Source organism: Pseudomonas sp. MDV22-iso1, from assembly GCF_058145095.1.
Map to the genome: position 1 here is coordinate 66991 of NZ_JBYVMF010000004.1, position 20373 is coordinate 87363.

At 59.8% G+C, this 20373-nt stretch carries 22 protein-coding genes and 1 pseudogene; 17 read left to right on the forward strand and 6 right to left on the reverse strand.

Annotated features, from left to right (window positions below):
* Nucleotide 1: 1 nt before the first annotated feature.
* The 10 genes from gspD to AC3ZVB_RS06670 are packed head-to-tail and all read left to right on the forward strand — an operon-like array spanning nt 2 to nt 8846.
* Complete coding sequence (gene gspD / locus AC3ZVB_RS06625; RefSeq protein ID WP_490146112.1) at nt 2-1930, forward strand: type II secretion system secretin GspD; 1929 nt, start codon at nt 2-4, stop codon at nt 1928-1930.
* Entirely contained in the window at nt 1927-3414 is a 1488-nt protein-coding gene (gspE, locus tag AC3ZVB_RS06630) for a type II secretion system ATPase GspE (protein ID WP_490146113.1), read from the forward strand. Before gspD ends, gspE begins: the two co-directional genes overlap by 4 nt.
* Nucleotides 3415-3417: 3 nt before the next feature.
* Complete coding sequence (gene gspF / locus AC3ZVB_RS06635; protein WP_490146114.1) at nt 3418-4626, forward strand: type II secretion system inner membrane protein GspF; 1209 nt, start codon at nt 3418-3420, stop codon at nt 4624-4626.
* 3 nt (nt 4627-4629) lie between these two features.
* The gene (gene gspG, locus AC3ZVB_RS06640; protein ID WP_162439912.1) at nt 4630-5085 is read left to right on the forward strand and encodes a type II secretion system major pseudopilin GspG; all 456 of its coding nucleotides are present in this window, start codon (nt 4630-4632) and stop codon (nt 5083-5085) included.
* A gap of 3 nt (nt 5086-5088) precedes the next feature.
* Nucleotides 5089-5556, forward strand: a complete 468-nt coding sequence (gene gspH / locus AC3ZVB_RS06645) for a type II secretion system minor pseudopilin GspH (protein ID WP_194691658.1) — start codon at nt 5089-5091, stop codon at nt 5554-5556.
* Nucleotides 5549-5932: a type II secretion system minor pseudopilin GspI gene (gene gspI, locus AC3ZVB_RS06650; RefSeq protein WP_162439910.1), complete on the forward strand. Its 384-nt coding sequence runs from the start codon at nt 5549-5551 to the stop codon at nt 5930-5932. The genes gspH and gspI overlap by 8 nt, the downstream gene beginning before the upstream one ends.
* Nucleotides 5925-6467 carry a type II secretion system protein GspJ gene (locus AC3ZVB_RS06655; protein WP_490146115.1) on the forward strand — a complete coding sequence of 181 codons (543 nt, stop codon included), beginning with the start codon at nt 5925-5927 and terminating at the stop codon, nt 6465-6467. The genes gspI and AC3ZVB_RS06655 overlap by 8 nt, the downstream gene beginning before the upstream one ends.
* The gene (locus AC3ZVB_RS06660; protein WP_490146116.1) at nt 6464-7315 is read left to right on the forward strand and encodes a type II secretion system minor pseudopilin; all 852 of its coding nucleotides are present in this window, start codon (nt 6464-6466) and stop codon (nt 7313-7315) included. Before AC3ZVB_RS06655 ends, AC3ZVB_RS06660 begins: the two co-directional genes overlap by 4 nt.
* A complete protein-coding gene (gspL, locus tag AC3ZVB_RS06665) occupies nt 7312-8418 on the forward strand; it encodes a type II secretion system protein GspL (RefSeq protein WP_490146117.1) in 1107 nt (368 codons plus the stop codon). Before AC3ZVB_RS06660 ends, gspL begins: the two co-directional genes overlap by 4 nt.
* Entirely contained in the window at nt 8415-8846 is a 432-nt protein-coding gene (locus AC3ZVB_RS06670; protein ID WP_194691653.1) for a type II secretion system protein M, read from the forward strand. Before gspL ends, AC3ZVB_RS06670 begins: the two co-directional genes overlap by 4 nt.
* Here AC3ZVB_RS06670 and AC3ZVB_RS06675 read toward each other — a convergent pair.
* Nucleotides 8839-10071 (reverse strand): MFS transporter, encoded by a 1233-nt coding sequence (locus AC3ZVB_RS06675; RefSeq protein ID WP_442966294.1) that lies wholly within the window; start codon nt 10069-10071, stop codon nt 8839-8841. The two genes, AC3ZVB_RS06670 and AC3ZVB_RS06675, sit on opposite strands and share 8 nt — an antisense overlap.
* 167 nt (nt 10072-10238) lie before the next feature.
* Here AC3ZVB_RS06675 and AC3ZVB_RS06680 point away from each other — a divergent pair, with 167 nt between their 5' ends.
* From AC3ZVB_RS06680 to AC3ZVB_RS06710, 7 genes and pseudogenes are all read left to right on the forward strand, one after another.
* Nucleotides 10239-11180 (forward strand): LysR family transcriptional regulator, encoded by a 942-nt coding sequence (locus AC3ZVB_RS06680; protein WP_162439904.1) that lies wholly within the window; start codon nt 10239-10241, stop codon nt 11178-11180.
* Nucleotides 11181-11231: 51 nt separating this feature from the next.
* A complete protein-coding gene (locus AC3ZVB_RS06685; RefSeq protein WP_490146118.1) occupies nt 11232-11615 on the forward strand; it encodes a type II toxin-antitoxin system PemK/MazF family toxin in 384 nt (127 codons plus the stop codon).
* Nucleotides 11616-12341: 726 nt separating this feature from the next.
* A pseudogene (locus tag AC3ZVB_RS06690) lies at nt 12342-12672 on the forward strand (DUF6124 family protein).
* Nucleotides 12673-13031: 359 nt separating this feature from the next.
* On the forward strand, nt 13032-13520 hold the full coding sequence (locus AC3ZVB_RS06695; RefSeq protein ID WP_490146119.1) for a hypothetical protein: 489 nt from the start codon (nt 13032-13034) through the stop codon (nt 13518-13520).
* A gap of 4 nt (nt 13521-13524) precedes the next feature.
* Nucleotides 13525-14940, forward strand: coding sequence for a PAAR domain-containing protein (locus tag AC3ZVB_RS06700; RefSeq protein WP_490146120.1), 1416 nt, complete (start codon nt 13525-13527; stop codon nt 14938-14940).
* Nucleotides 14937-15326 carry a hypothetical protein gene (locus AC3ZVB_RS06705; protein WP_490146121.1) on the forward strand — a complete coding sequence of 130 codons (390 nt, stop codon included), beginning with the start codon at nt 14937-14939 and terminating at the stop codon, nt 15324-15326. Before AC3ZVB_RS06700 ends, AC3ZVB_RS06705 begins: the two co-directional genes overlap by 4 nt.
* Nucleotides 15327-15795: 469 nt before the next feature.
* Nucleotides 15796-16122, forward strand: a complete 327-nt coding sequence (locus AC3ZVB_RS06710; RefSeq protein WP_490146122.1) for a DUF6124 family protein — start codon at nt 15796-15798, stop codon at nt 16120-16122.
* A gap of 158 nt (nt 16123-16280) precedes the next feature.
* Here the strand turns inward: AC3ZVB_RS06710 and AC3ZVB_RS06715 are convergent, their stop codons facing one another.
* From AC3ZVB_RS06715 to AC3ZVB_RS06735, 5 genes are read right to left on the reverse strand one after another with little or no spacing between them, the layout of a single operon-like run.
* Nucleotides 16281-17507, reverse strand: a complete 1227-nt coding sequence (locus AC3ZVB_RS06715; RefSeq protein WP_490146123.1) for a beta-ketoacyl-ACP synthase — start codon at nt 17505-17507, stop codon at nt 16281-16283.
* Nucleotides 17507-18235: a 3-oxoacyl-ACP reductase FabG gene (gene fabG / locus AC3ZVB_RS06720; RefSeq protein ID WP_490146124.1), complete on the reverse strand. Its 729-nt coding sequence runs from the start codon at nt 18233-18235 to the stop codon at nt 17507-17509. The genes AC3ZVB_RS06715 and fabG overlap by 1 nt, the downstream gene beginning before the upstream one ends.
* Nucleotides 18228-18692 (reverse strand): hotdog family protein, encoded by a 465-nt coding sequence (locus AC3ZVB_RS06725; RefSeq protein WP_490146125.1) that lies wholly within the window; start codon nt 18690-18692, stop codon nt 18228-18230. The genes fabG and AC3ZVB_RS06725 overlap by 8 nt, the downstream gene beginning before the upstream one ends.
* Nucleotides 18689-19885 (reverse strand): beta-ketoacyl-[acyl-carrier-protein] synthase family protein, encoded by a 1197-nt coding sequence (locus AC3ZVB_RS06730; RefSeq protein WP_490146126.1) that lies wholly within the window; start codon nt 19883-19885, stop codon nt 18689-18691. Before AC3ZVB_RS06730 ends, AC3ZVB_RS06725 begins: the two co-directional genes overlap by 4 nt.
* Nucleotides 19882-20364: a hypothetical protein gene (locus tag AC3ZVB_RS06735; protein ID WP_490146240.1), complete on the reverse strand. Its 483-nt coding sequence runs from the start codon at nt 20362-20364 to the stop codon at nt 19882-19884. Before AC3ZVB_RS06735 ends, AC3ZVB_RS06730 begins: the two co-directional genes overlap by 4 nt.
* Nucleotides 20365-20373: the final 9 nt, after the last annotated feature.

Below are 20373 nucleotides of genomic sequence, written 5' to 3' on the forward strand. Positions count from 1 at the left end.
CATGAACAGCTTCTTCCGTGCGCGGGCGTTTCGCGTCCTGCTTCTTCTCGTCCTTTTAGTGTCGGCGAACGAGCCCGGCACGCTTCAAGCCGAAGACGAAAAATGGCAGCTGGCAATGAACAATGCCGAGCTGCGGGACATCGTCGAGGAGATTTCCACCATTCTCGGAACCACCGTAGTGCTTGATCCCAGAGTCACTGGGCGCATTACCGTCATGTCCCGTCAGGCCCTTGATCGCGAGGGTGTCCGTCGCTTGTTCTACTCGGTGCTGGATGCGCATAACTTCACGGTGATCGACGAGGGCGACCGGATACTGATCACGCCGGTGACCGAAGCCAAAACCCGTGCCGGCCAAGGCGTGGCGAAGAACGCTACAGCCTCGCAATTTGTCACCCAGGTCATCGAACTGGATACCAGCAACGCCGCCGACATTGCCGGGCTGATGCGGCCATTGATTTCGGCCAATGGCTACGTCGGCCCGTCGGTGTCGGCCAACGCCCTGGTGGTGACCGACGCGGCCGCCAACGTGCAGCGTGTTGCCCAGCTCGTCCGGCAGTTGGACGCTGGCCAGAACACACAGCATGCCGTCGTGCAGTTACGTCACGCCCAGGCGGCTGACGTGGCGCCGGTGATGGAAGCGACGCTGGGTAAACGCAATGCCGATACCGCCATTCAGGTCATTGCTGACACGCGGACCAACCGTTTGATCCTCGTCGGTCCGCCGACGGTCCGCCAGCGTCTGGTCGACCTGGCGCGCAGCCTGGATACACCGGCTACCGCGAACCTCGACAACGCCCGAGTCATTCGCCTGCGCTACAGCGATGCCAAGCAACTGGCCGAAGTCCTTGAGACGATGGGCCAGGGCAGAAAGCCGACCCAGACAATGGGAGGGGCGAAGGAACAGGCCTCTGGCCACGGGTTCATCATCAAGGCAGATGAAAGCCAGAATGCATTGGTGCTGATTGCCGAGCCGGCGCAGATCCGCACCATCGAAAACATTGTGCGTCAGTTGGATCAGCCCAGAGCACAGGTGCTGATTCATGCTGCGATTGTGGAAATTTCTGGCGACATGGCCGAGGCCGTGGGTGTCCAGTGGGGCATCAACACCGGTGACGCGAAGGGTTTCCTGAACTTCCCCGGTACCGACATCCCGATCGTCGGTGGACTGAGATTCGACGAGATTAAGAGCGCACCGGAAGGCGCCATTCTGCAGTTGGGCAGCGACCGCTTCGGTGCGTTGATTTCAGCGCTGGCAAGCAATACCCGCAGCAACTTGCTGTCCACGCCGAGTCTGCTGACGCTGGACAATCAGCAGGCAGAAATCATCGTCGGCCAGAACGTGCCGTTCAAAACCGGTTCCTATGCCACCAATAGCAGCGGTGCGGATAATCCGTTCACCACGGTCGAGCGCAAGGACGTGGGCATCAGCCTGAAGATCAAGCCCTACATCAACGAAGGCTCGACGTTGCGTCTTGAGGTCGAGCAGGAAGTGTCCGACATCGCGCCCTCAGTATCGGGCGTCGATTCCTCTGATCTGATAACCAACAAACGCGCGCTCAAGAGCACCATCCTGGCCGACGATGGCGAGATCATCGTCATCGGTGGCCTGATCAGGGACAGCGTCCGCACTCAGCAGAGCGGCGTGCCATTGCTGCGTGATATCCCTTACCTCGGCGCGCTGTTTCGCTGGAAAAAAGACACTCAGAGCAAAAGCAATCTGATGGTCTTTTTGCGCCCGACCATTGTGCGCAGCAAGGAGGATCTGTCGGAGGTCAGCCAGCAGCGTTACAACGCGCTGCACGACCTGAGCAAGTCTGGCGCGCAGGGCAATAACTCATTGCTGCTGCCGGCGGATTCGCGTCAGTTGTTCGAGCCGGTGAGCGATACGCCGGTGATTGATTTGCGCAAGCAAGCGCCGGTGCGTCCTTGAACGATAAGCCCGTAAAAGAAGGTTACGAGCAATTGCCCTTCGGCTTCGCGCGGCGTTTTGGTGTGCTACTGGAGCGTGAAGGTCCGAAGCCGAGCCTGGCACTGCGGGCCGACACGCCGCTGACGGCGCTGGCAGAAGCTCGCAGGATGTGCGGTCAGGACCTGTCGTTTCGAATTCTCGATGCGGATGTTTTCGCCTTGCGCCTGGCATCGGCCTACCGCGAAGGTCAGAGCGCTGCGGAGCAGGTCGCCCAAGGGCTGGACGACGAACTGGACCTGCTCAGCCTGGTCGATCAAGTCCCGCAAACCGCCGACCTGCTGGAGCAGCAAGGTGATGCGCCGATCATCCGGCTGATCAATGCATTGCTCAGCGAAGCGGTGCGCGAGCAGGCATCTGATGTGCACCTGGAAACCTTCGAGCAGTACCTGTCGGTGCGCATGCGTGTTGATGGGCAACTGCGCGAAATGCTTCGTCCCCGGCGTGAGCTGGCGACCCTGTTGGTGTCGCGAATCAAGGTCATGGCGCGCCTGGACATCGCCGAAAAACGCGTCCCTCAAGATGGCCGTATCGCATTGCGCCTGGCGGGGCATGAAGTCGATGTGCGGGTCTCGACATTGCCCTCGGCCCACGGCGAAAGAGTGGTGTTGCGCCTGCTCGACAAACAGGCAGGACGCCTGCAGTTGCAACGCCTGGGAATGCCGGACGATACCCTCGCGACCCTGCGCCAATTGTTGGCCAGGCCCCACGGCATCCTGCTGGTGACCGGCCCCACCGGCTCGGGCAAGACCACTAGTTTGTATGCCGCGCTCAGCAGTCTGAATGACCAGACCCGCAACATTCTCACGGTCGAAGACCCCATCGAGTATCACCTGCCGGGGGTAGGGCAGATGCCGGTCAACCCGAAGGTGGACATGACCTTCGCCCGAGGCTTGAGGGCGATCCTGCGTCAAGACCCGGACGTGGTGATGGTCGGCGAAATTCGCGACCGCGAGACGGCGGAGATTGCCGTTCAGGCCTCACTGACCGGTCACCTGGTGCTCTCGACATTGCACACCAACAGCGCGGTCGGTGCGGTAACCCGGCTGGTGGACATGGGCGTCGACACCTACCTGTTGGCGTCGTCGCTGGTGGGGGTTTTGGCCCAGCGCCTGGTGCGTACGTTGTGTCCCCATTGCAAGGTGCTGTACCTCGCTGATGCGGCGACCTGTGTGCGTTTGGGGATCGACCCCGAAACCTCGCAGCAACTCTTCAGGGCCGAAGGCTGTGAACAGTGTCAGCGCGGGTATCGCGGTCGGGTCGGCATTTACGAACTGATCAGCATCACACCCGAAGTGTCCGCACTGATCCATCAAGGCAGCAGTGAACAGGCCTTGACCGAGGCAACCCGCAAGCACTCGCGCAGCCTGTTTCAGGACGGTCGCCAGCGGGTACTGGACGGTTTGACCAGTCTCGATGAGTTGTTGCGTGTAACGCAGGAGGATTAGCACATGCCGACGTTCGATTACCGCGCCCACGATGCCCATGGCCGCAGTTGTAAAGGTCGACTGGAAGCCGATGGCGCGCGTCATGCCCGACAATTGTTGCGTGAGCGTGGGTTGTGGCCACTTGAGTTGACCGAGACCCGTTCCGGCAGCGACGGAGGTGTAAAGCCGCGCGGGGGGCGTTTGAGTGCGGCTGAACTAGCGCTGCTGACCTTGCAGTTGTCGACGCTGGTCCAGGCCGGCTTGCCCCTGGAGGAAGCGCTCGAGGCGGTGGCGAAGCAGAGCGCCAAGCGAAAGGTGGCCGGTCTGCTGTCCGCCGTCAGAAGCCGGGTGATGGAAGGGCATGCCTTGGCGGCAGCGTTGGGGATGTTTCCCCGGGCGTTTCCCGAATTGTTCCGGGCCACCGTGGCCGCTGGTGAACGTTCCGGGCACCTCGGCCACGTGCTGGAGCAACTGGCGGCTTACACCCAGACCCGTCAGGCCTCGCGCCAAAAAATCCAGATGGCCCTTGTCTACCCGCTCATTTTGATGCTGGCCAGTGTGGCGATCGTCGGCTTTCTGCTGGGTTTTGTCGTGCCCGACGTCGTGAAAATTTTCGTCGACAGCGGGCAGCCATTGCCCTGGCTGACCCAAGCGTTGATCGCCGTGAGCAACGGGCTGCGCAACCACTTTCTGCTGCTGCTGGCGCTGCTGGCAACACTCATCAGCCTGTGGCGCTGGAGCCTGCGTCAGCACTCATGGCGCCTGCGCTGGCATCGGCTGGCCTTGCACCTGCCGGTCATGGGCGAAGTATGGCGTGCGATGGAAGCCGCGAGGTTTGCCAGCACGTTAGCGATCCTCGGCAAGAGCGCGGTGCCCTTGGTGGACGCGTTGGAAATCGCCGCTGCGGTCATCGGCAACCTGACCATTCGCGCCCGCATGGTCGATGTCGCCCGCTCGGTCCGTGAAGGCGGAACCCTGACTCGCGGCCTCGAATTGAGCGGCGATATCCCGCCGATGATGCTGCACATGATTGCCAGCGGTGAACGCGCCGGCGAACTCGATCGCATGCTCGCCCGTGCCGCGGATCAACAGGAAAGCAGCCTGGCGGCGCGTATCGCACTGGTCGTCAGCCTCTTTGAGCCCGCCATGCTGGTGGTGATGGGCGGCGTCGTGCTGCTGATCGTCATGGCCATCCTGCTACCGATTCTCAGCCTCAACCAATTGGTGAATTGAACCATGCAACCCTTACGCAAAAACTCCTCCTCCGCCCAGCGCGGTTTCACCCTGATTGAAATCATGGTGGTGGTCGTCATCATCGGTGTGCTGGGGGCGATCGTGGTGCCGCAGTTCATGAGCCGACCCGATCAGGCCAAAGTCACCGCCGCCAAAATCGACATACAGGCCATCGCCACCGCGCTGGAAATGTATCGCCTGGACAACTTTGCCTACCCCTCGACGCAACAAGGTCTGGAAGCCCTGACCAAGCGCCCTTCCGGGCTCCCGGCCGCACGCAACTGGAACCCTCAGGGTTACCTGAAAAGCCTGCCCGTCGATCCGTGGGGCACGCCGTATCAGTACCTCAATCCCGGGGTGCGATCGATCGACGGGGACTACGACATTGTGTCGCTGGGTTCCGACGGCGTGATCGGGGGTGAAGGGCAGGCGAGCGATATCGGCAACTGGAGTCGCTGACCAATGCGCAAGCGGTGTACAGGCTTCACGTTGCTGGAGCTGATGATCGTCATCGTCTTGATCGGTGTGTTGCTGGGCATGGCGAGTTTTGCCACTGGCCTGAATCCGGCGCGCCAGGCAAGGCAGGAGGCGCACGCGCTTGCGCAGGTCATGCAACAGCTGCGAGAGCGCGCCGTGATCGAGGGGCGCGAATATGGCCTGCGACTGAGCATCGAGGGCTATCGCGTGATGCGGTATGACATTCGCGGCTGGGAATCGGCGGGCAGCTTTTATCGGTGGCCCGATAACGTTCGGGTGCGGCTCAAGCAAGACGGGTATTCGCTGATCCTCGGCGCTGACGCGGGACCGCCTCAATTGCTGTTGCTCAGCAGCGATGAAACCAGCGCGTTCACGCTGACGTTCATGTCCGCCGACAGGACCTGGCTGAGCCTTTCCGGGGACGGCATCGGTGAGGTCGTGATCGATGGGTAGCCGTCATTCCATCACGCACATGCGCGGCTTCACGCTGTTGGAAATCATGGTGGCCCTGGCGATTTTTGCGACGCTGGCGGCCGCTGTACTGTCGGCGAGTCAATACGTGGTGAAGCAGACCGCCGGTATCGAAGCGCGCGTCTTCGCGGCGTGGTTGGCGGATAACCGGCTCAACGAACTGCGTCTGCAACCGCACCTGGCCATCGGTCAACAACACCTGATCGTGCACATGGATCGTCGCGACTGGATGCTGCGCCAGACCATCAGTGCGGCGAGCGATCCGGACCTGCTCAACATCGACATCCAGGTCACGCTGGCGGGTCGCGAGCAGACCTTGTATCGCGCCAACGGCTGGGCACCCAATCGCCATGAATAACCAGCAAGGGTTCACGTTGCTGGAGCTGGTTATCGCGTTGGCGATATTCGCGCTGCTGGGGTTGGCCAGTTGGAGGTTGTTCGATGGTGTGGTGCGCGTGCAGCAAGGTACGACGGCTCATGAACGTGAATTCAGAAGCCTGCAACGCGCCATGGCCGTGATCGAACGCGACCTGATGCACGTGACCGGGCAGCCTGTCGTGCTGACGCAGGCAGGCCTGCAATTACAGCGCAGCCACTGGCGTAATCCCCTGGACCAGCCCCGCAGTGAACGCCAAACGCTGAGCTATCAGCTGGAGAACGGCGCGCTGTGGCGCGAGAGTCGCGGGGACGGCACGGCGATCGTGCAACGCCAGAAGCTGCTCGACGAGGTGCGTGACTTGAGCTGGCGATTGTTTGATGCCGAGGGCGGCTGGCTGAGCGATTGGCCGGCAGGACAACACAGGAACGCGCCAATGGCGCTGGAAGTTCAGGTCTCGGTCGGACGTTTCGACGCGATCCGTCGGGTGCTGCTGATGCCAGGCTCGCGGCCATGAACGGGCGCCAAAAAGGCATCGCATTGATCAGCGTATTGCTGGTCATGAGCCTGGTGCTGTTGATCACCAGCGCCTTGCTGCGCAGTCATCGCCTGATGCTGCAAAGCAGCGCTCAACAGCTGCAGCAGTTACACCTGCGTCAGTTGGTCGTAGGCGCCGAAGCCTGGGCACGGCTGCAGTTACAGGACGCGGAACAAGGCACACCTAAAACCGTTGATCTGACTCAGGACTGGGCTCGCCTGACGCCTGCATTCGACATTGAAGAGGCGCAAATCAGTGTCGACATCGAGGATCTCGCAGGACGCTTCAACCTCAACGCATTACTGAAGCCGGGACAGATTGATCAGGTCACGCTCAACCGTTGGGCGCGCTTGCAGGCATCGCTCGATCTTGCACCGCTGCAGCTCGGCCAGGTGGGGGAATTGCGGGAGCTGAGCCAGCTCCGATTACTGCCGGGCTTTGACGGTCAGGTGTTGCGACAACTTGAACCCTGGGTGGCGCTTCTACCTCCCGAGGCGGCTCTGAACATCAACACAGCACCCGCGCTGATCTTGAGGACCCTCGGTGAAGTCGACGCCGCACTAGGCGATGCATTGGTTCGGCAGGCGTCGACCTCCGCCTGGGGCAGTGTTCAGGCGTTTACCCAGGACCCGATGATTTCCGGTTTGGGCCTGAGCAGCCATGGCCTGGGGATCGCCAGCCGCTGGTTTCGGATCACGGTGCAAGCGACGTCTGGAGAGCGCAGTTTGCGCTTGGTGACCGACGTCGAACGTGACCTCAAGACCCGCCAACTGACGGTCCTGCAAAAACGTTTTCTCCCTTCGATGGCCAACGAGGCTTTGCGATGAACACCTGGCTTTACCTGACCGCCGAAGGCCTCGATGCAGGGTCGACTGACTGGCCCTGCTGCGTCTGGTCACCGACCGGCCAACGTCAACCCCTGTCCATGGATCAAGCAGCGCAGGCGTTGAACGGGCAGGCCGTCGACCTGCTGTTGCCAATCGAGTTATGCAGCTGGGTGCTTAGCGATCCCTGGCCTTCGCGACGTGCTCCCGACAAACGAGTCATCGCGTTTGCGGTGGAAGATCAACTCAGCGAGGCGCTCGAGGCGCTGCACCTCTGCATAGGTTTGCGTGACCGTGAAGGACGTTACCCGGTGATGGTCATTGCCCGACAACGATTGACCGCCATCCTGACGTTGTTGGCGGCGTCGGGCATTGAGGTTCGTTCGATCTTCGTTGATGCCGACGTCTTGCCCGACGATCACGCGCTAGGCGTCTGGTGGTGGGGTCGATGGATTCTGGGTGGGGGGCTGCCGGCGCGGATGGCGTTGTCGGAAGACGGGCTGACGCAACTGCGGCCCATGTTGCCCGCGGACATTCAGTGGTGCGACGAGCGTCAGGATGGCCCACCCCTTGATCAATGGCTGAAGACGCGCCCAGCGCATGCAATCAATCTGCTGCAAGGTGCTTTCGCCCCGCGTCGCAGGTCTTTGCCCTGGCGCCTCGGCGGGTTTGCGATGGCGATGCTGTTGTTGATGACTTGGGGCGCCAGTGAAATGCGCATTCGTTTTCTGGACAGTGAAACCCGTCGTCTTGTCACGCAAAACGAGCAGCGGTTCAAGGCGATCTACCCTGATCAAAGCCGCATCGTGGATCTGGCCGCGCAACTCAAGGCACTTCAAAATCGACCGGTAGAGTCGCCGAACACGCGCATTGCCAGCCTGGTGAAACTGATTGATCAAGTCATCGGTGCCAGCGCTGTCGAGGTGCGTCGTATCGAATTTCGGGTGGGGGACGGATGGAAAATCCAGCTGACCGCCAACAGCTTTGCCGCGCTTGAACAGTTGCGTGAGCGGGGGCGGCAGCAAGGCATGTCCGTCAGGCTCGATAGCGCCACCAAAGAGCGCGACAACGTGCACGCCACCCTCACCGTGGAAGACAACGCATGAAGCAGGTATGGCAGCGCATTTCTGTGCGTGAACAACGGTTGCTGCAAGCCCTGGGTGCTTTCTTGCTGATCGTTGTGGCATTCAGTCTGATCTGGCAGCCGACTCGTCAGCGCCTGGAAACCGTCGAGCGTCAACATCGGCATCAGTTGGCACTGGTTGCGCAGCTGCAACACGCGCAACCGCGCAGCAATGCTCCAGCTGATTCCGGTCAGCCCCTGTCGCTGCGCATCAGCGACAACGCTACGGCGGCGGGGCTCGATATCCACCAGATGGAAACAGACGTCGATACAGTGCGCCTGACCCTCAGCGGCAACGCGAACGCCGTGATGCAATGGCTAGACGGCGTCGAGCGTGAGGGGGTTGCGCTGCAATCGTTGACGCTGGAAAAACGGGACGCGCTGCTGGAGGCGCGGGTGGTGTTCAGATAGGGGTGCCGTTGCCGGGCAATAGCGGCAGTTTCGCCAACTTCAACGCCACGAGCAGCGCAATCACCAGCAAGGTGCCAACGAACAGCCCGATCCCGTTCCACCCACCCAGGTGCCAGAACACGCCGCCCGCCGTCCCGGCAATGCTCGACCCGGCGTAATAGCTGAACAGGTACAGCGAGGACGCCTGGCCCTTGGCCGTGGTTGCGCGTCGGCCAATCCAGCTGCTCGCGACCGAATGCGCGCCGAAGAAGCCGAAGGTGAAAATCAGCATGCCGATGATCACCAGGGGCAGTGGCGTGAACAGGGTCAGGGCAAGACCGGCGATCATCAATACGATGGTCGACCAGAGCACTTTGCGGCGGCCCAGTTTGTCGGCCAACGAACCGATTTTTGCTGAACTGTAGATCCCCGACAGGTACACCACCGACAGCAGTCCGACGAAGGCTTGTTCCATGTGGTAAGGCTCCGCCAGCAGGCGATAGCCGATGTAGTTGAACAGGGTGACGAACGCGCCCATCAACACAAAGGCTTCAAGGAACAGCAGCGGCAGGCCGGCATCGCGAAAGTGCATGGTGAAACCGTCGAGCAGGCTGCGCGGGTGCAGCGAGCGTGGGCGGAAGTTGCGCGATTCCGGGAGGATTTTCCAGAACACCGCCGCTGCAATCAGCGCCAGGCCTCCGATGACCAGCATCGCCGTGTGCCAGCTGACGAAGTCGATCAACACGCCGGTGATCAAACGCCCGCTCATCCCGCCGATGGCGTTGCCGCCGATGTACAGGCCCATCGCCAGGCCGATGTGTTGTGGGTGGATCTCCTCGCTCAGGTAGGTCATGGCGACCGCCGCCAGACCGCTCAACGACAAGCCGATCAGCGCTCGCATGAGCAAGACACCGTGCCAGCTCGGCATCATCGAGCTGGCGATGGTGCACAACGCTGCGGCGAACAACGCAGCAACCATCACCGGTTTACGCCCCACTCGGTCGGAGATCGGGCCGGTGATCAGCAGGCCGATGGCGAGCATGCCGGTGGCAACCGAGAGGATCAGGCTGCTCTGCGCTGCATTGATGGCGTATTCGTGGGACAACAGCGGCATCATCGGTTGCACGCAGTACAGCAGGGCGAAGGTCGCGAAGCCGCCGCAGAACAGCGCCAGCACCGTGCGCATGAACATCGGCGTGCCTTTTTCGATGTAGATCTCCTTCATCTCGGCGACGACATCGTCCAGCGCGGCGGGTGGAACTTCATGGGCGAGTGGAGCGACAACAGTTTTCACTTCGGACCTCGGTAGCAGGCAGCCGGTCAGGCAATGAAAAAAGCATATAGCTGCCTAATGATTCAATCCAATATATTGTTCGACCTGTTTGAGAGGTTTTACGACCTAATGGAGTTTTCATGGAATTACGCCACCTGCGCTACTTCATCGCCGTCGCTGAAGAACTGCACTTTGGCCGCGCCGCACAGGTGCTGGGCATCTCGCAGCCACCGCTGAGCCAGCAGATTCAGGCACTGGAACAGGAAGTCGGGGCGCGCTTGTTCGAGCGTACCAATCGTCGGGTCGAGCTGAGCGAAGCCGGGCGACTGTTTCTGGAAGAGGCGCGACTGGCGCTGGCGCAGGTCGACAAGGCTGCGGACGTCGCACGCCGGGCGCAACTCGGTGAGCTGGGCGAAATGAAGATTGGATTCACCTCGTCGGCGCCCTTCAACTCGACCATTCCCCAAGCGATTTTTTCGTTCCGCCAGCGTTTTCCGGCGGTGCATTTGAACCTGCGGGAAATGAGCAGTACCCAAGTGGCTGAGGCGCTGGTGGATGAGTCGATCGAAGTCGGGATCATGCGACCGCTGGGTCTGCCGGATTCTCTGAGCGTGGTGGAGCTGATGCGTGAGCCGCTGGTGGCGGTGCTCAGCTCCAAGCATCCGCTGGTGAATGGCAGCGAGGGTGGCCTGTTTCTGTCAGCCCTGGCTCTCGAACCGTTCGTCTTTTTCCCACGCAGCTACGGCAGCGGGCTGTACGCGCAACTGCTGAGCCTGGCGCGAGACTCCGGCTTCAGCCCGCACTTCGCCCAGGAAGCCGGCGAGGCGATGACTATCATTGGATTGGTGGCGGCGGGGTTGGGCGTGTCGGTGCTGCCGGCGTCTTATCAGCGGATGCGCATTGATGGGGTCGTGTACCGACCTTTGCTTGATCCGGCAGCGGTGTCGGCGGTGTGGCTGGTGCAACGCAAGGATCAGAAATCGCCGATGGCGCGGGCGTTTGTGGAGTTGTTGACGAGGAAGGTTGAAGGGGAAAATCAAAGCACCGCACCCCGTACATTTGAAGTTACGGATCGACCTTAGAGATTTGTCTGTTCCTTGCGCATTATCGATTTCTTTTGATGAGTGCCACGGATGCCACTTCTGTATCAACCTAAGGAAGGTAGTGTGCTGATTTGCGATTTCAGAGGTTTTGAAGTCCCCGAAATGATTAAAGTCAGGCCTGTTGTCGTTATACGCAAACACAGGACGTACAGCTTGTTGGTAACGGTTGTCCCTTTAAGCACCACTGCGCCGGATCGTCTGCTGGAACACCATTTGGAACTGCAAAGCCATCTCCAGGGTGCCAATGCAGTTTGCTGGGCAAAGTGCGATAGGGTTGCAACAGTCAGCTTGTCGAGACTTGACCGGATCAAAAGCCGGGATCGCCAGGGGAAGCGCGTTTATTTAATTTCACAACTTGAAGCAGATGAGTTTCACGCAATCAAAGCCGCAGTTCGCAGCGCGCTTGGCTTGTGATGTCATGAGGTGTGGCATACGGGCCAACTGCCAGCTGTTGTCCCTGGTTCAGTTTCAAGCAATATTACCGGAGTTCCCGAAAGGGGCTTGTGAGACTCTGAGGATCCTGGGTAACCAGCCATCGCAGAGCCAGACAGGTACAGAGCGATGACAAGCCAACCTGTTTGTGAAGGGGCGCCGAAAGGCGCCCTTTGTCGTTTCTGGTGTCGCATAAGCGTCTGCTTTCCAGTCAATCGCGGGCAAGACCGCTCTCACAGGTCAAGCGGTGTGAACGCGATGGTCGCCACACTGCAAAAATTTGTGGGAGCGGGCTTGCCCGCGAAAGCGTCCGCCAGCCCACCAGAAACGGTGCGTTCACCTACGCCAAATCGGACGATTCGCTGAAGGGTGTAGGACATTTCCATATTGCCTTGAGCAGGCCACAGCGCCTTGCGGCATTGCCTACAACTAATCCAGAATCCGCCGGCTTGTGCGCCTTGGGGGCGGTCGATAACTTGGTTCGGTCACTGATTCCCAGTGATCGGGTTTAGTCGCCCGGGGTTGTTAGTAGGTGCACAGCGTTCTATTCAGTCAGGTATCCCTCATCCCTGTACTTAATGGTGGTTGTGCGCAGGGCGCTTTCGGGCGCGCCGGTATTGCTAACTCCCCGGTCGACTAACCTGCGCACAGCCGCCACCCATTCGTTTAGTCGCGAGGCAGTTGCGGCTCCATTCAAGGAGTTGGCAAATGTTAAAGGTCACACCCAATCCGCCGGACACCGATCCGACGTCGCCGCACGAAGCCCCCAATTCTGAAAAGCCGCTCGAAGCCACCGATCACATGGCCGGTCGCACGCGCCAACCGAGCTCCATCTTCCTCATCGCCCCTGATATCGACAACCAGACCCTGCTGGAATACGCCTGCGAATCCCTGGCCTCAGCGAACGTCATGGCCAGCGACTTTGTGCGGTATCTGGAGGGCTCACAGTGCAACACACTGCTGGGGATTCAGCAGTCGATCATGCTGGGAGAGCTGGCGGTGAATCGGGTGCCTGGATAACCTTGATCCATCCAATTAACCACCGCGTTACCTGTTGAAAAAATCGTCTGAACGCGGCACGAGTCTTCGGCAGCTCCTACAGTGTCCGAGTCGTACACACGACCCCTGTAGGAGCTGCCGAAGGCTGTGATCTTTTGATCTTGATACATATTTGATGGTGGGTCGGAGAATCAGTAATCACCTATTACGGACTGTCTTCAATCCGATAAATGGTTAGTTCTTTTGAATAAGCTCTCTACAGAAACGTCCCTGTAGGAAAAGGTTTTCATGTTGTAGCGAAACTTCCTAATCGGCTTTTTAACACTGTCGCGGGATCTCGGCGCTTTTGACGTCCGTCGTAATATTTTCGCCTCTCATACCAGGAAAAAGGCCAGCGAAATGAATACCTCCGCGAACGTCTACTACACCAACGAAGCTACCCCTGAACATCTGCGCAGTCTGGACAAGCCATACTTCAGTGAGCAGAAAATTGCGCAGTTCGATGAGCACGCCCAGTCGGTTGTTCGTCAGCAACGGAATTACATTAAATCTCACCCCGCCATCGCCATCTTCCGTTGTGCAACGGAGGGCAGCCTATCCCGTAACGGCGGGGTCATCCAGGATGCTTCGGCGTCACTGCAATTCAAACTGGAAAATGGTCAGACCGTCCGCGCAGCACGCAAAGGCGATCACGTTATTTATGCCGATGGCAGTTCAGCGCACATCATCACCGGCGCCGGGGAAGCGAATAGCAACGTTGCGCTGGTTGGCAGTTTGCTCAGCAATGGCGACGAGATCATCAATACACCACAAAGCACTTGTGTGTTGATTGCCCGTGAAGGTGTACCTATGGCAAAGGATTTTCTGCCCTCCTCCGAGGGGAAGTAGATTCATGGCTAAAGGTTATTTCATCGGTCTGCATGATAAAACCAGTTGTGGCGGCACAGTTCTGGATGGTGATACCAGGATTATGTTGTACGGCTTGGCTCATGCCCGCGAAGGTGACCGAGTCTCATGTGGAGTGGACGGCGAAACTTACCGGATCATCGGTGGCATTTCATACATGAACAGTCATGGCAAACTTATGGCTGGCACGCTGGATAGCTACAGCGGTTGTCCTTGCAAGGCCCGGCTGATTCCTTCGATTTTCACGGCTACCTATCAAAATGAGACAAGTCCTGCTTCGCAGGGCATCAGGAGTTCCGCACAACCGACCATCCCTGCGGCTATCCCTCAGCAAGTAGTGCCACGTCAATCCGGCTTCGCTCCCTCCAGCAATCCAGTGCTGTCAGGATTTACCAGCGTCGACTTGCCAGAGCCTGGCTTTTTTGTTGTGCCGAGAACCATGACCCGCGAACAGGTGGAGGCCATGCTGTTCGCCGCGCGCCCCTCAATGGTGATGAGTAAGTTTCAGGCGCTGAACCCTTATCTAGGCGACCTTAAAGCTGGCTCGATGATCGTTCTAAGCGATCCGAACAACACTTCTTGCACCTACCAGGAAGGACAGCTGATGCAGGCAGCTCAAGAGGTCAAGGCGTCACTCGATCCGCTAACGCCGGAGGAAGCCGATTTCATGCATCGTCACGGTGCCGAAATCGCCAGCTTCACTGGCCAGACTTCGACCTGGCTTGGCGTCAGCGCAGTCGTCATGGAAAAACACCTGAGCAGCCTTCGCGATACTCTTCAAGCTATGGAACGCCTGCATCAGGAGAGCTATCGCCAACTCGGTCACCTCAGGTCGGCGCAATTTTTTGCCGATCGCCAGCGGCTGCTCGTCCAGCTGGATGCACACTTGCTGAATTCCACCCGATTGCGCGGGCAGACGACCCTTGGTGATCATCCCAAGTTGAAGACAGCGCTTGGCATTTCCAGTCGTAGCCTGGTTCATCACTGGGACAAGGCTGGGGCGCCTGGGCAGATTCCAGGTTATGTCACACATGTGAGTGCCGTGAGTCGCGCTGCCAAGTACATGCAGTCAGGCGGCTATATTGGAATTGGTATTGGCGGGGTTTCTTCGTTGCTGGCTATTCAAGAAGTTTGTGTGGGTGACTCTGGGGTTGCTTGCGAGAAGATCAAATTTACTGAAGGAGGTAAATTCATCGGGTCCACTGTAGGTGGTATGGCAGGGGGGGCCGGATCCTCTTGGGTCGCTGGTCCTGTCTGTGTGGCGCTGGGTGTTACCACTGCTGTAGGAGGCGTTATTTGTTTTGCCGCCTTGGTCGGACTTGGCGCATGGGCAGGGGCTGAGTTCGGTGGCACAGGAGGGGAATACACAGGTACAAAACTGTTTGAAGCTAAACAGCCATGACCAGTATTGATACGTGGCCGCTGTGGATGGCAATCGTTTTTGCCGGCGGCCCAATTTTGCTGGGATGTGTGGGCATTGCACTCTGTGTGTACCTGAGCCGTCGTCATCTTGATGCAATAGTGGATGCTTTGAAAAACAGTCGCTACCTATATATATGGGCGCAGGGATGGCGGCGGCAAGGCTGGATTGGGGAGTGCGTATTGATCAATAGAGTTGCTGGGATAGTCGTTTGGCCTCAGTACTACATCCGTTGTGGTGACGTGGACCCTTTAGAGATTAGACGCTTCCCGTCTCATCTGAAAAAGCTTCTGACTGCCTATGTGGTGACGGTCGTGGTCACCATAGTTTGGATGTTCATTGTGTATTTGCTGGTGAAGTTTAAGTAACGAAACTCCTACATGTTGTTGTCCGCTTCGTCTGACGACGAAGGTAGAGCCGCTGGCAAGCGTGACTGCTGAACCGTCAATCGTAAGCTCACTAGAAAGGATCCAGCTATCTACGCCAGAACGGACGTTTCGCTAGAAGGTGTAGGACATTTCCATATTGCCTTGAGCAGGCCACGGCGCCTTGCGGCATTGCCTACAACTAATCCAGAATCCGCCGGCTTGTGCGCCTTGGGGGCGGTCGATAACTTGGTTCGGTCACTGATTCCCAGTGATCGGGTTTAGTCGCCCGTCGTAACTAAGTCGTACGAGTGCACATCAGTCAGGTTCCACACCTGAACTTGATGGTAGCTGTGCGCAGGGCGCCTTCGGGCGCGCCGATTTCTTAGTTCGTCGGTCGACTAACCTGCGTACAGCTGCCTCCCTTTCGTTTAGTCGCGAACTGGATGCAGCCAAACAGGAGAACTAAGAGATGGTCAAGGTCACACCCAATCCGCCGGACACCGATCCGACGTCGCCGCACGAAACCCCCAATTGTGACAAGCCGCTCGAAGCCCCCGATCACATGGCCGGTCGCACGCGCCAACCGAGCTCCATCTTCCTCATCGCCCCTGATATCGACAACCAGACCCTGCTGGAATACGCCTGCGAATCCCTGGCCTCAGCGAACGTCATGGCCAGCGACTTTGTGCGGTATCTGGAGGGCTCACAGTGCAACACACTGCTGGGGATTCAGCAGTCGATCATGCTGGGAGAGCTGGCGGTGAATCGGGTGCTGGATAACCTTGATCCACCGTAAGCAGCTACACCACTGATCGTTCCCACGCTCCGCGTGGGAATGCCTCAACGGACGCTCCGCATTCGGCTCTGGATGGGACGCTGAGCGTCCCGGGCTGCATTCCCACGCAGAGGGTGGGAACGATCAATAAACCATCAATGTGGGAGCGGGCTTGCAGATTAAGACCAACGCCGAAAAATCAGCGACGTATTCACCCCGCCAAACGCAAAATTGTTGTTCATCACATACTGATTACTCATCTGCCGGAACTCGCCGCGCAGGTAATCCAGCTTGCCGCAATGCGGGTCAACTTCATCGAGGTTGAAGGTGTGCGCGTACAAATCGCTGTTCATCATTTCGATGCTGAACCACGACTCCAACGCCCCGCAGGCGCCGAGGGTGTGGCCTAGGAAGCTTTTCTGCGAGCTGATCGGCATGTGTTCACCAAACAGCGCGCTGGTCGCGAGGGTTTCGGCAATGTCGCCTTGCTCGGTCGCGGTGCCGTGACCGTTGACGTAGCCGATGTCAGACGGCTGCAAGCCTGCGTCTTCCAGTGCCAGCTCCATGGCCCGGCGCATGGTGAGTTGCTCCGGACGGGTGGTGTGCTGGCCGTCGGCGTTGCTGCCGAAGCCGACGAGTTCGGCATGAATGCGCGCACCGCGAGCCAGGGCGTGTTCGAGTTCTTCGAGCACCAGCATGCCGCCACCTTCACCAATCACCAGGCCGTCGCGGTCCTTGTCATAAGGGCGCGGGGTGGTTTGCGGGGCGTTGTTTTTCAGGCTGGTGGCGTAGAGCGCGTCGAAGACCATGGCTTCGGTGGGGCACAGTTCTTCGGCACCGCCAGCGAGCATCAGCGGCAGGCGGCCGAACTTGATCGATTCGTAGGCGTAACCGATGCCCTGGCTGCCGCTGGTGCAGGCGCTGGACGTCGGAATCAACCGGCCGGTGAGGCCGAAGAAGATGCTGATATTGGCGGCGGTAGTGTGGGGCATCATGCGCACGTAGGAATTGGCGTTGAGCCCCTCGGCGACCGAGTTGAGCAGCATGTTGCCGAAGGCCTTGATCTCGTCCGTGCTGCCGGTGGAAGACCCGCAAGCGACGCCCATGCGCCCATCCTTGATCGATTCATCGCCCAGCAACCCTGCGTCGGCGAGGGCTCGCTCTGACGCACCAACGGCAAGGCGCGAAACGCGGCCCATGCTGCGCAGTTGTTTGCGAGTCCAGTGGCTGGGCACCTTGAAGTCATCGATGGGCCCGGCCAGGCGGGTGTTGAGTTCGGTAAACCGGTCCCACTCGTCCATTCGGCGAATGCCGCTGCGGTTGGCCGCGAAGTTGCCGGCGATGGTTTCCCAATCGCTGCCCAGAGAAGTGATGCCGGCCATGCCGGTGACGACGACGCGCTTCATCAGCACAGGCCTCCGTTGACGGCCAAAACCTGCCGGGTGATGTACGACGCTTCCGCCGACATCAGGAAATTCACTGCACCGGCCACCTCTTCCGGGGTGCCCATGCGTTGTGCGGGGATCATTTTCATCAGTTCTTCCACCGGCACGTTTTCATCGAGCATCGCCGTATCGATCAGGCCGGGAGCGACGCAGTTGACGGTGATCTTGCGCTTGCCCAGTTCGATCGCCAGGGCTTTCGCCGCACCGATCAAGCCCGCCTTGGAGGCGCTGTAATTGACCTGGCCACGGTTGCCGATCAACCCGGACACCGACGTGATGCAGACAATCCGCCCAGCGGCGCGACGACGAATCATCGGCATCATCACCGGGTGCAGCACGTTGTAGAAACCGTCGAGGTTGGTGCGCATCACCACATCCCAATCATCCTCGCTCAGCGCCGGAAAAGCACCGTCGCGTGTCAGTCCGGCATTCAGTACCACCCCGTAATACGCGCCGTGGGTTTCCACATCGGCCTCAAGAATGGCTTTGCAGCTGGCACGGTCGGACACGTCGAATTGCAGCACGCGGGCATGGCGGCCCAGGGCTTCGATTTCTGCCTTCACCGCCTGCGCGTCGGCGAGACCGCTGCGGCAATGCAGCACGATGTCATGCCCGGCCAGGGCCAGACGCAAGGCGATAGCGCGGCCGATGCCACGGCTGGAACCGGTGACCAGTACGGATTCAGTCATGACTGGACTCCTTCGATTCATGAAGATATTGCGCAGGCTGAGGCGGGCGGAACACGTTCAGACGGGCGGTGGCGTGGATGCCGGGGGCGTTGATGTGGCATTCGAACACGCCCATGCCGTTATCGTCTTCGAGCGAGCGCAGCCCGTGGATGGTCAGCTCGGTGCCGGCGGGGAAATGTTCGACGTTGCATTCGAATTTACGGGTGCCCAGCAGGAAGCCCAGCGCCACGGCATCGCCACGCTGGCGTGCATGACAGCCGGCATAGGCGGCAACGCTCTGGGCCATCAGTTCGATGCCGACCCAGGCTGGCAGGCTGCCGTCGGGACGGTTGAACAGGCCGTCGGGTTTGACGATCAGCCGGGTGAGGATCTGCTCGTCATCGAAGGACAAAACCTGCTCGATCAGGATCATGTCGCCAGCGTGAGGCAGCAGTTCGGCGAGCGGCCAGTCGATCATGGTGCGTCTCCGATTATCAGGCTGACGTTGTTGCCACCGAAGGCAAAGGAATTGCTCATCAGGTAGCGAGGTGCAATGGACGTCAGCCGATCGGCCGGGGTCACCCACTTCAGTGCGGGCAGCCCAGGGTCTGGCTGGCCATCCCAGACGTGCGGCGGCAAGGCGTGCTGTTGATTGTCAGTGCTCAGGCTCAACCAGCAGAAGGCCGCTTCGAGTGCCCCGGCCGCGCCAAGGGTATGACCGGTCATCGGTTTGGTCGACGAACACGGCACGCCTGCCGGGAACAGCGTGGCCACCGCCAGGCTTTCCATCGCGTCGTTGTGTTGCGTGGCGGTGCCGTGCAGGTTCAGGTAGCCAATCTGTTCGGGTTGCAGGCTCGCGCGGCTCAGGGCTTTGCGCATCGCTTGCAGGGCACCGCGGCCGGTCGGTTCCGGGGCGGAGATGTGATGCGCGTCGGAGCTGGCGCCGCTGCCGAGCAGGGCAATCGATTGATGTTCGCCGGCACGTCTGGTCATCAGAAACAACACCGCTGCTTCGCCGATGTTGATGCCGTTGCGATTGACCGAAAACGGATTGCAGCGTTGCCCGGATACCGCGTCCAGCGCCGAGAACCCGTTCAATGTCAGCTTGCACAGGGTGTCGACCCCGCCGCACAGCACTGCGTCGCACAGGCCGAGATTCAGCAGGCGCTGGGCACTCATCAACGCCCGTGCGCTGGAGGTGCAGGCGGTGGAAATTACATAGGCCGGACCACTCAATTGCAGCCATTGCGCAAGGAAATTCGCCGGCGCGCCGAGTTCCTGTTGCTGATAGTCGTATTGGGCGGGAAATTCATCTTCACGAATGTAGTGAGCGAGCCCGCGACTGGCTTCGTCGATGCCCGATGTGCTGGTGCCCAGGACCACGCCGATACGGTCACGACCGTAAGTCTGGATGGCCTGGTCGATGTCTCCGCGGATCTGCAGTGCCGCTTCGAGCAGCAATTGATTATTACGGGTGCCTTGGTCCGCGAGTCCAGCGGGAATGGGTGCGAGCTCACCGCGTACGGCGGCCACCGGTAATGAGCGGTCTGCGACCCAGCCGCTTTCATTGCGCATGCCGGAGCAATCACCGGCAAACAGATGGTGTGCTACTTCCTGCTTGTCCCGACCCAGGGCACAGATCACCCCGAGTGCGTTCAGATAGGCCGTCATGGCGTGTCCCCGCTCAGCGGCGTGACCTGATATTTCGGGCCTTTAGGCAGGGTCAGCTCAAAATTCATCGGCTGCGCGTAACGCACATCCCAGTGCTCGGGCAGGCTCCGTTGTGCGCCATGTTGCCAGGCGAGCGGATAGTTACCCTGGAGTTGATCCTTGGGCGTCAGCGCAAACATCAGTGCCGCGAACAGCTCTCTCGCTTCCGGATTCGGCGGCAGCAGACCGTCGGCGTGCCATTCACCGTCGATCAGTTTCTGGCGGGCCTGCGGGATACCCAACAAGTCCATCATCGACCAGCGAATGCCAGGGCCTTCGCGCTGGATCACCAAAACCCAGTCCAGACGCTGATCGTCCTGCAGGCGCTGGATGTGCAGTTGCAACGGCAATGGCAGGTCCGGGGTCTGCTCGGGCAGCGGCGCGCGGGTGGCACAGGCGCTCAACAGCAAGGCGGCGCCCAGTAGCAAAAACCTCGCTATCCCGGTAGG

What these genes read in the sequence shown, in the direction of transcription:
- AC3ZVB_RS06710 (WP_490146122.1), top strand. Translation starts at nt 15,796, where the DNA reads ATGGTCAAGGTCACACCCAATCCGCCGGACACCGATCCGACGTCGCCG.
- gspF (WP_490146114.1), top strand. Translation starts at nt 3,418, where the DNA reads ATGCCGACGTTCGATTACCGCGCCCACGATGCCCATGGCCGCAGTTGT.
- AC3ZVB_RS06730 (WP_490146126.1), bottom strand. Translation starts at nt 19,885, where the DNA reads ATGACGGCCTATCTGAACGCACTCGGGGTGATCTGTGCCCTGGGTCGG.
- gspG (WP_162439912.1), top strand. Translation starts at nt 4,630, where the DNA reads ATGCAACCCTTACGCAAAAACTCCTCCTCCGCCCAGCGCGGTTTCACC.
- AC3ZVB_RS06660 (WP_490146116.1), top strand. Translation starts at nt 6,464, where the DNA reads ATGAACGGGCGCCAAAAAGGCATCGCATTGATCAGCGTATTGCTGGTC.
- AC3ZVB_RS06700 (WP_490146120.1), top strand. Translation starts at nt 13,525, where the DNA reads ATGGCTAAAGGTTATTTCATCGGTCTGCATGATAAAACCAGTTGTGGC.
- AC3ZVB_RS06705 (WP_490146121.1), top strand. Translation starts at nt 14,937, where the DNA reads ATGACCAGTATTGATACGTGGCCGCTGTGGATGGCAATCGTTTTTGCC.
- gspD (WP_490146112.1), top strand. Translation starts at nt 2, where the DNA reads ATGAACAGCTTCTTCCGTGCGCGGGCGTTTCGCGTCCTGCTTCTTCTC.
- AC3ZVB_RS06695 (WP_490146119.1), top strand. Translation starts at nt 13,032, where the DNA reads ATGAATACCTCCGCGAACGTCTACTACACCAACGAAGCTACCCCTGAA.
- AC3ZVB_RS06715 (WP_490146123.1), bottom strand. Translation starts at nt 17,507, where the DNA reads ATGAAGCGCGTCGTCGTCACCGGCATGGCCGGCATCACTTCTCTGGGC.
- gspI (WP_162439910.1), top strand. Translation starts at nt 5,549, where the DNA reads ATGGGTAGCCGTCATTCCATCACGCACATGCGCGGCTTCACGCTGTTG.
- AC3ZVB_RS06725 (WP_490146125.1), bottom strand. Translation starts at nt 18,692, where the DNA reads ATGATCGACTGGCCGCTCGCCGAACTGCTGCCTCACGCTGGCGACATG.
- AC3ZVB_RS06670 (WP_194691653.1), top strand. Translation starts at nt 8,415, where the DNA reads ATGAAGCAGGTATGGCAGCGCATTTCTGTGCGTGAACAACGGTTGCTG.
- AC3ZVB_RS06685 (WP_490146118.1), top strand. Translation starts at nt 11,232, where the DNA reads ATGCCACTTCTGTATCAACCTAAGGAAGGTAGTGTGCTGATTTGCGAT.
- AC3ZVB_RS06655 (WP_490146115.1), top strand. Translation starts at nt 5,925, where the DNA reads ATGAATAACCAGCAAGGGTTCACGTTGCTGGAGCTGGTTATCGCGTTG.
- gspH (WP_194691658.1), top strand. Translation starts at nt 5,089, where the DNA reads ATGCGCAAGCGGTGTACAGGCTTCACGTTGCTGGAGCTGATGATCGTC.
- gspL (WP_490146117.1), top strand. Translation starts at nt 7,312, where the DNA reads ATGAACACCTGGCTTTACCTGACCGCCGAAGGCCTCGATGCAGGGTCG.
- AC3ZVB_RS06680 (WP_162439904.1), top strand. Translation starts at nt 10,239, where the DNA reads ATGGAATTACGCCACCTGCGCTACTTCATCGCCGTCGCTGAAGAACTG.
- fabG (WP_490146124.1), bottom strand. Translation starts at nt 18,235, where the DNA reads ATGACTGAATCCGTACTGGTCACCGGTTCCAGCCGTGGCATCGGCCGC.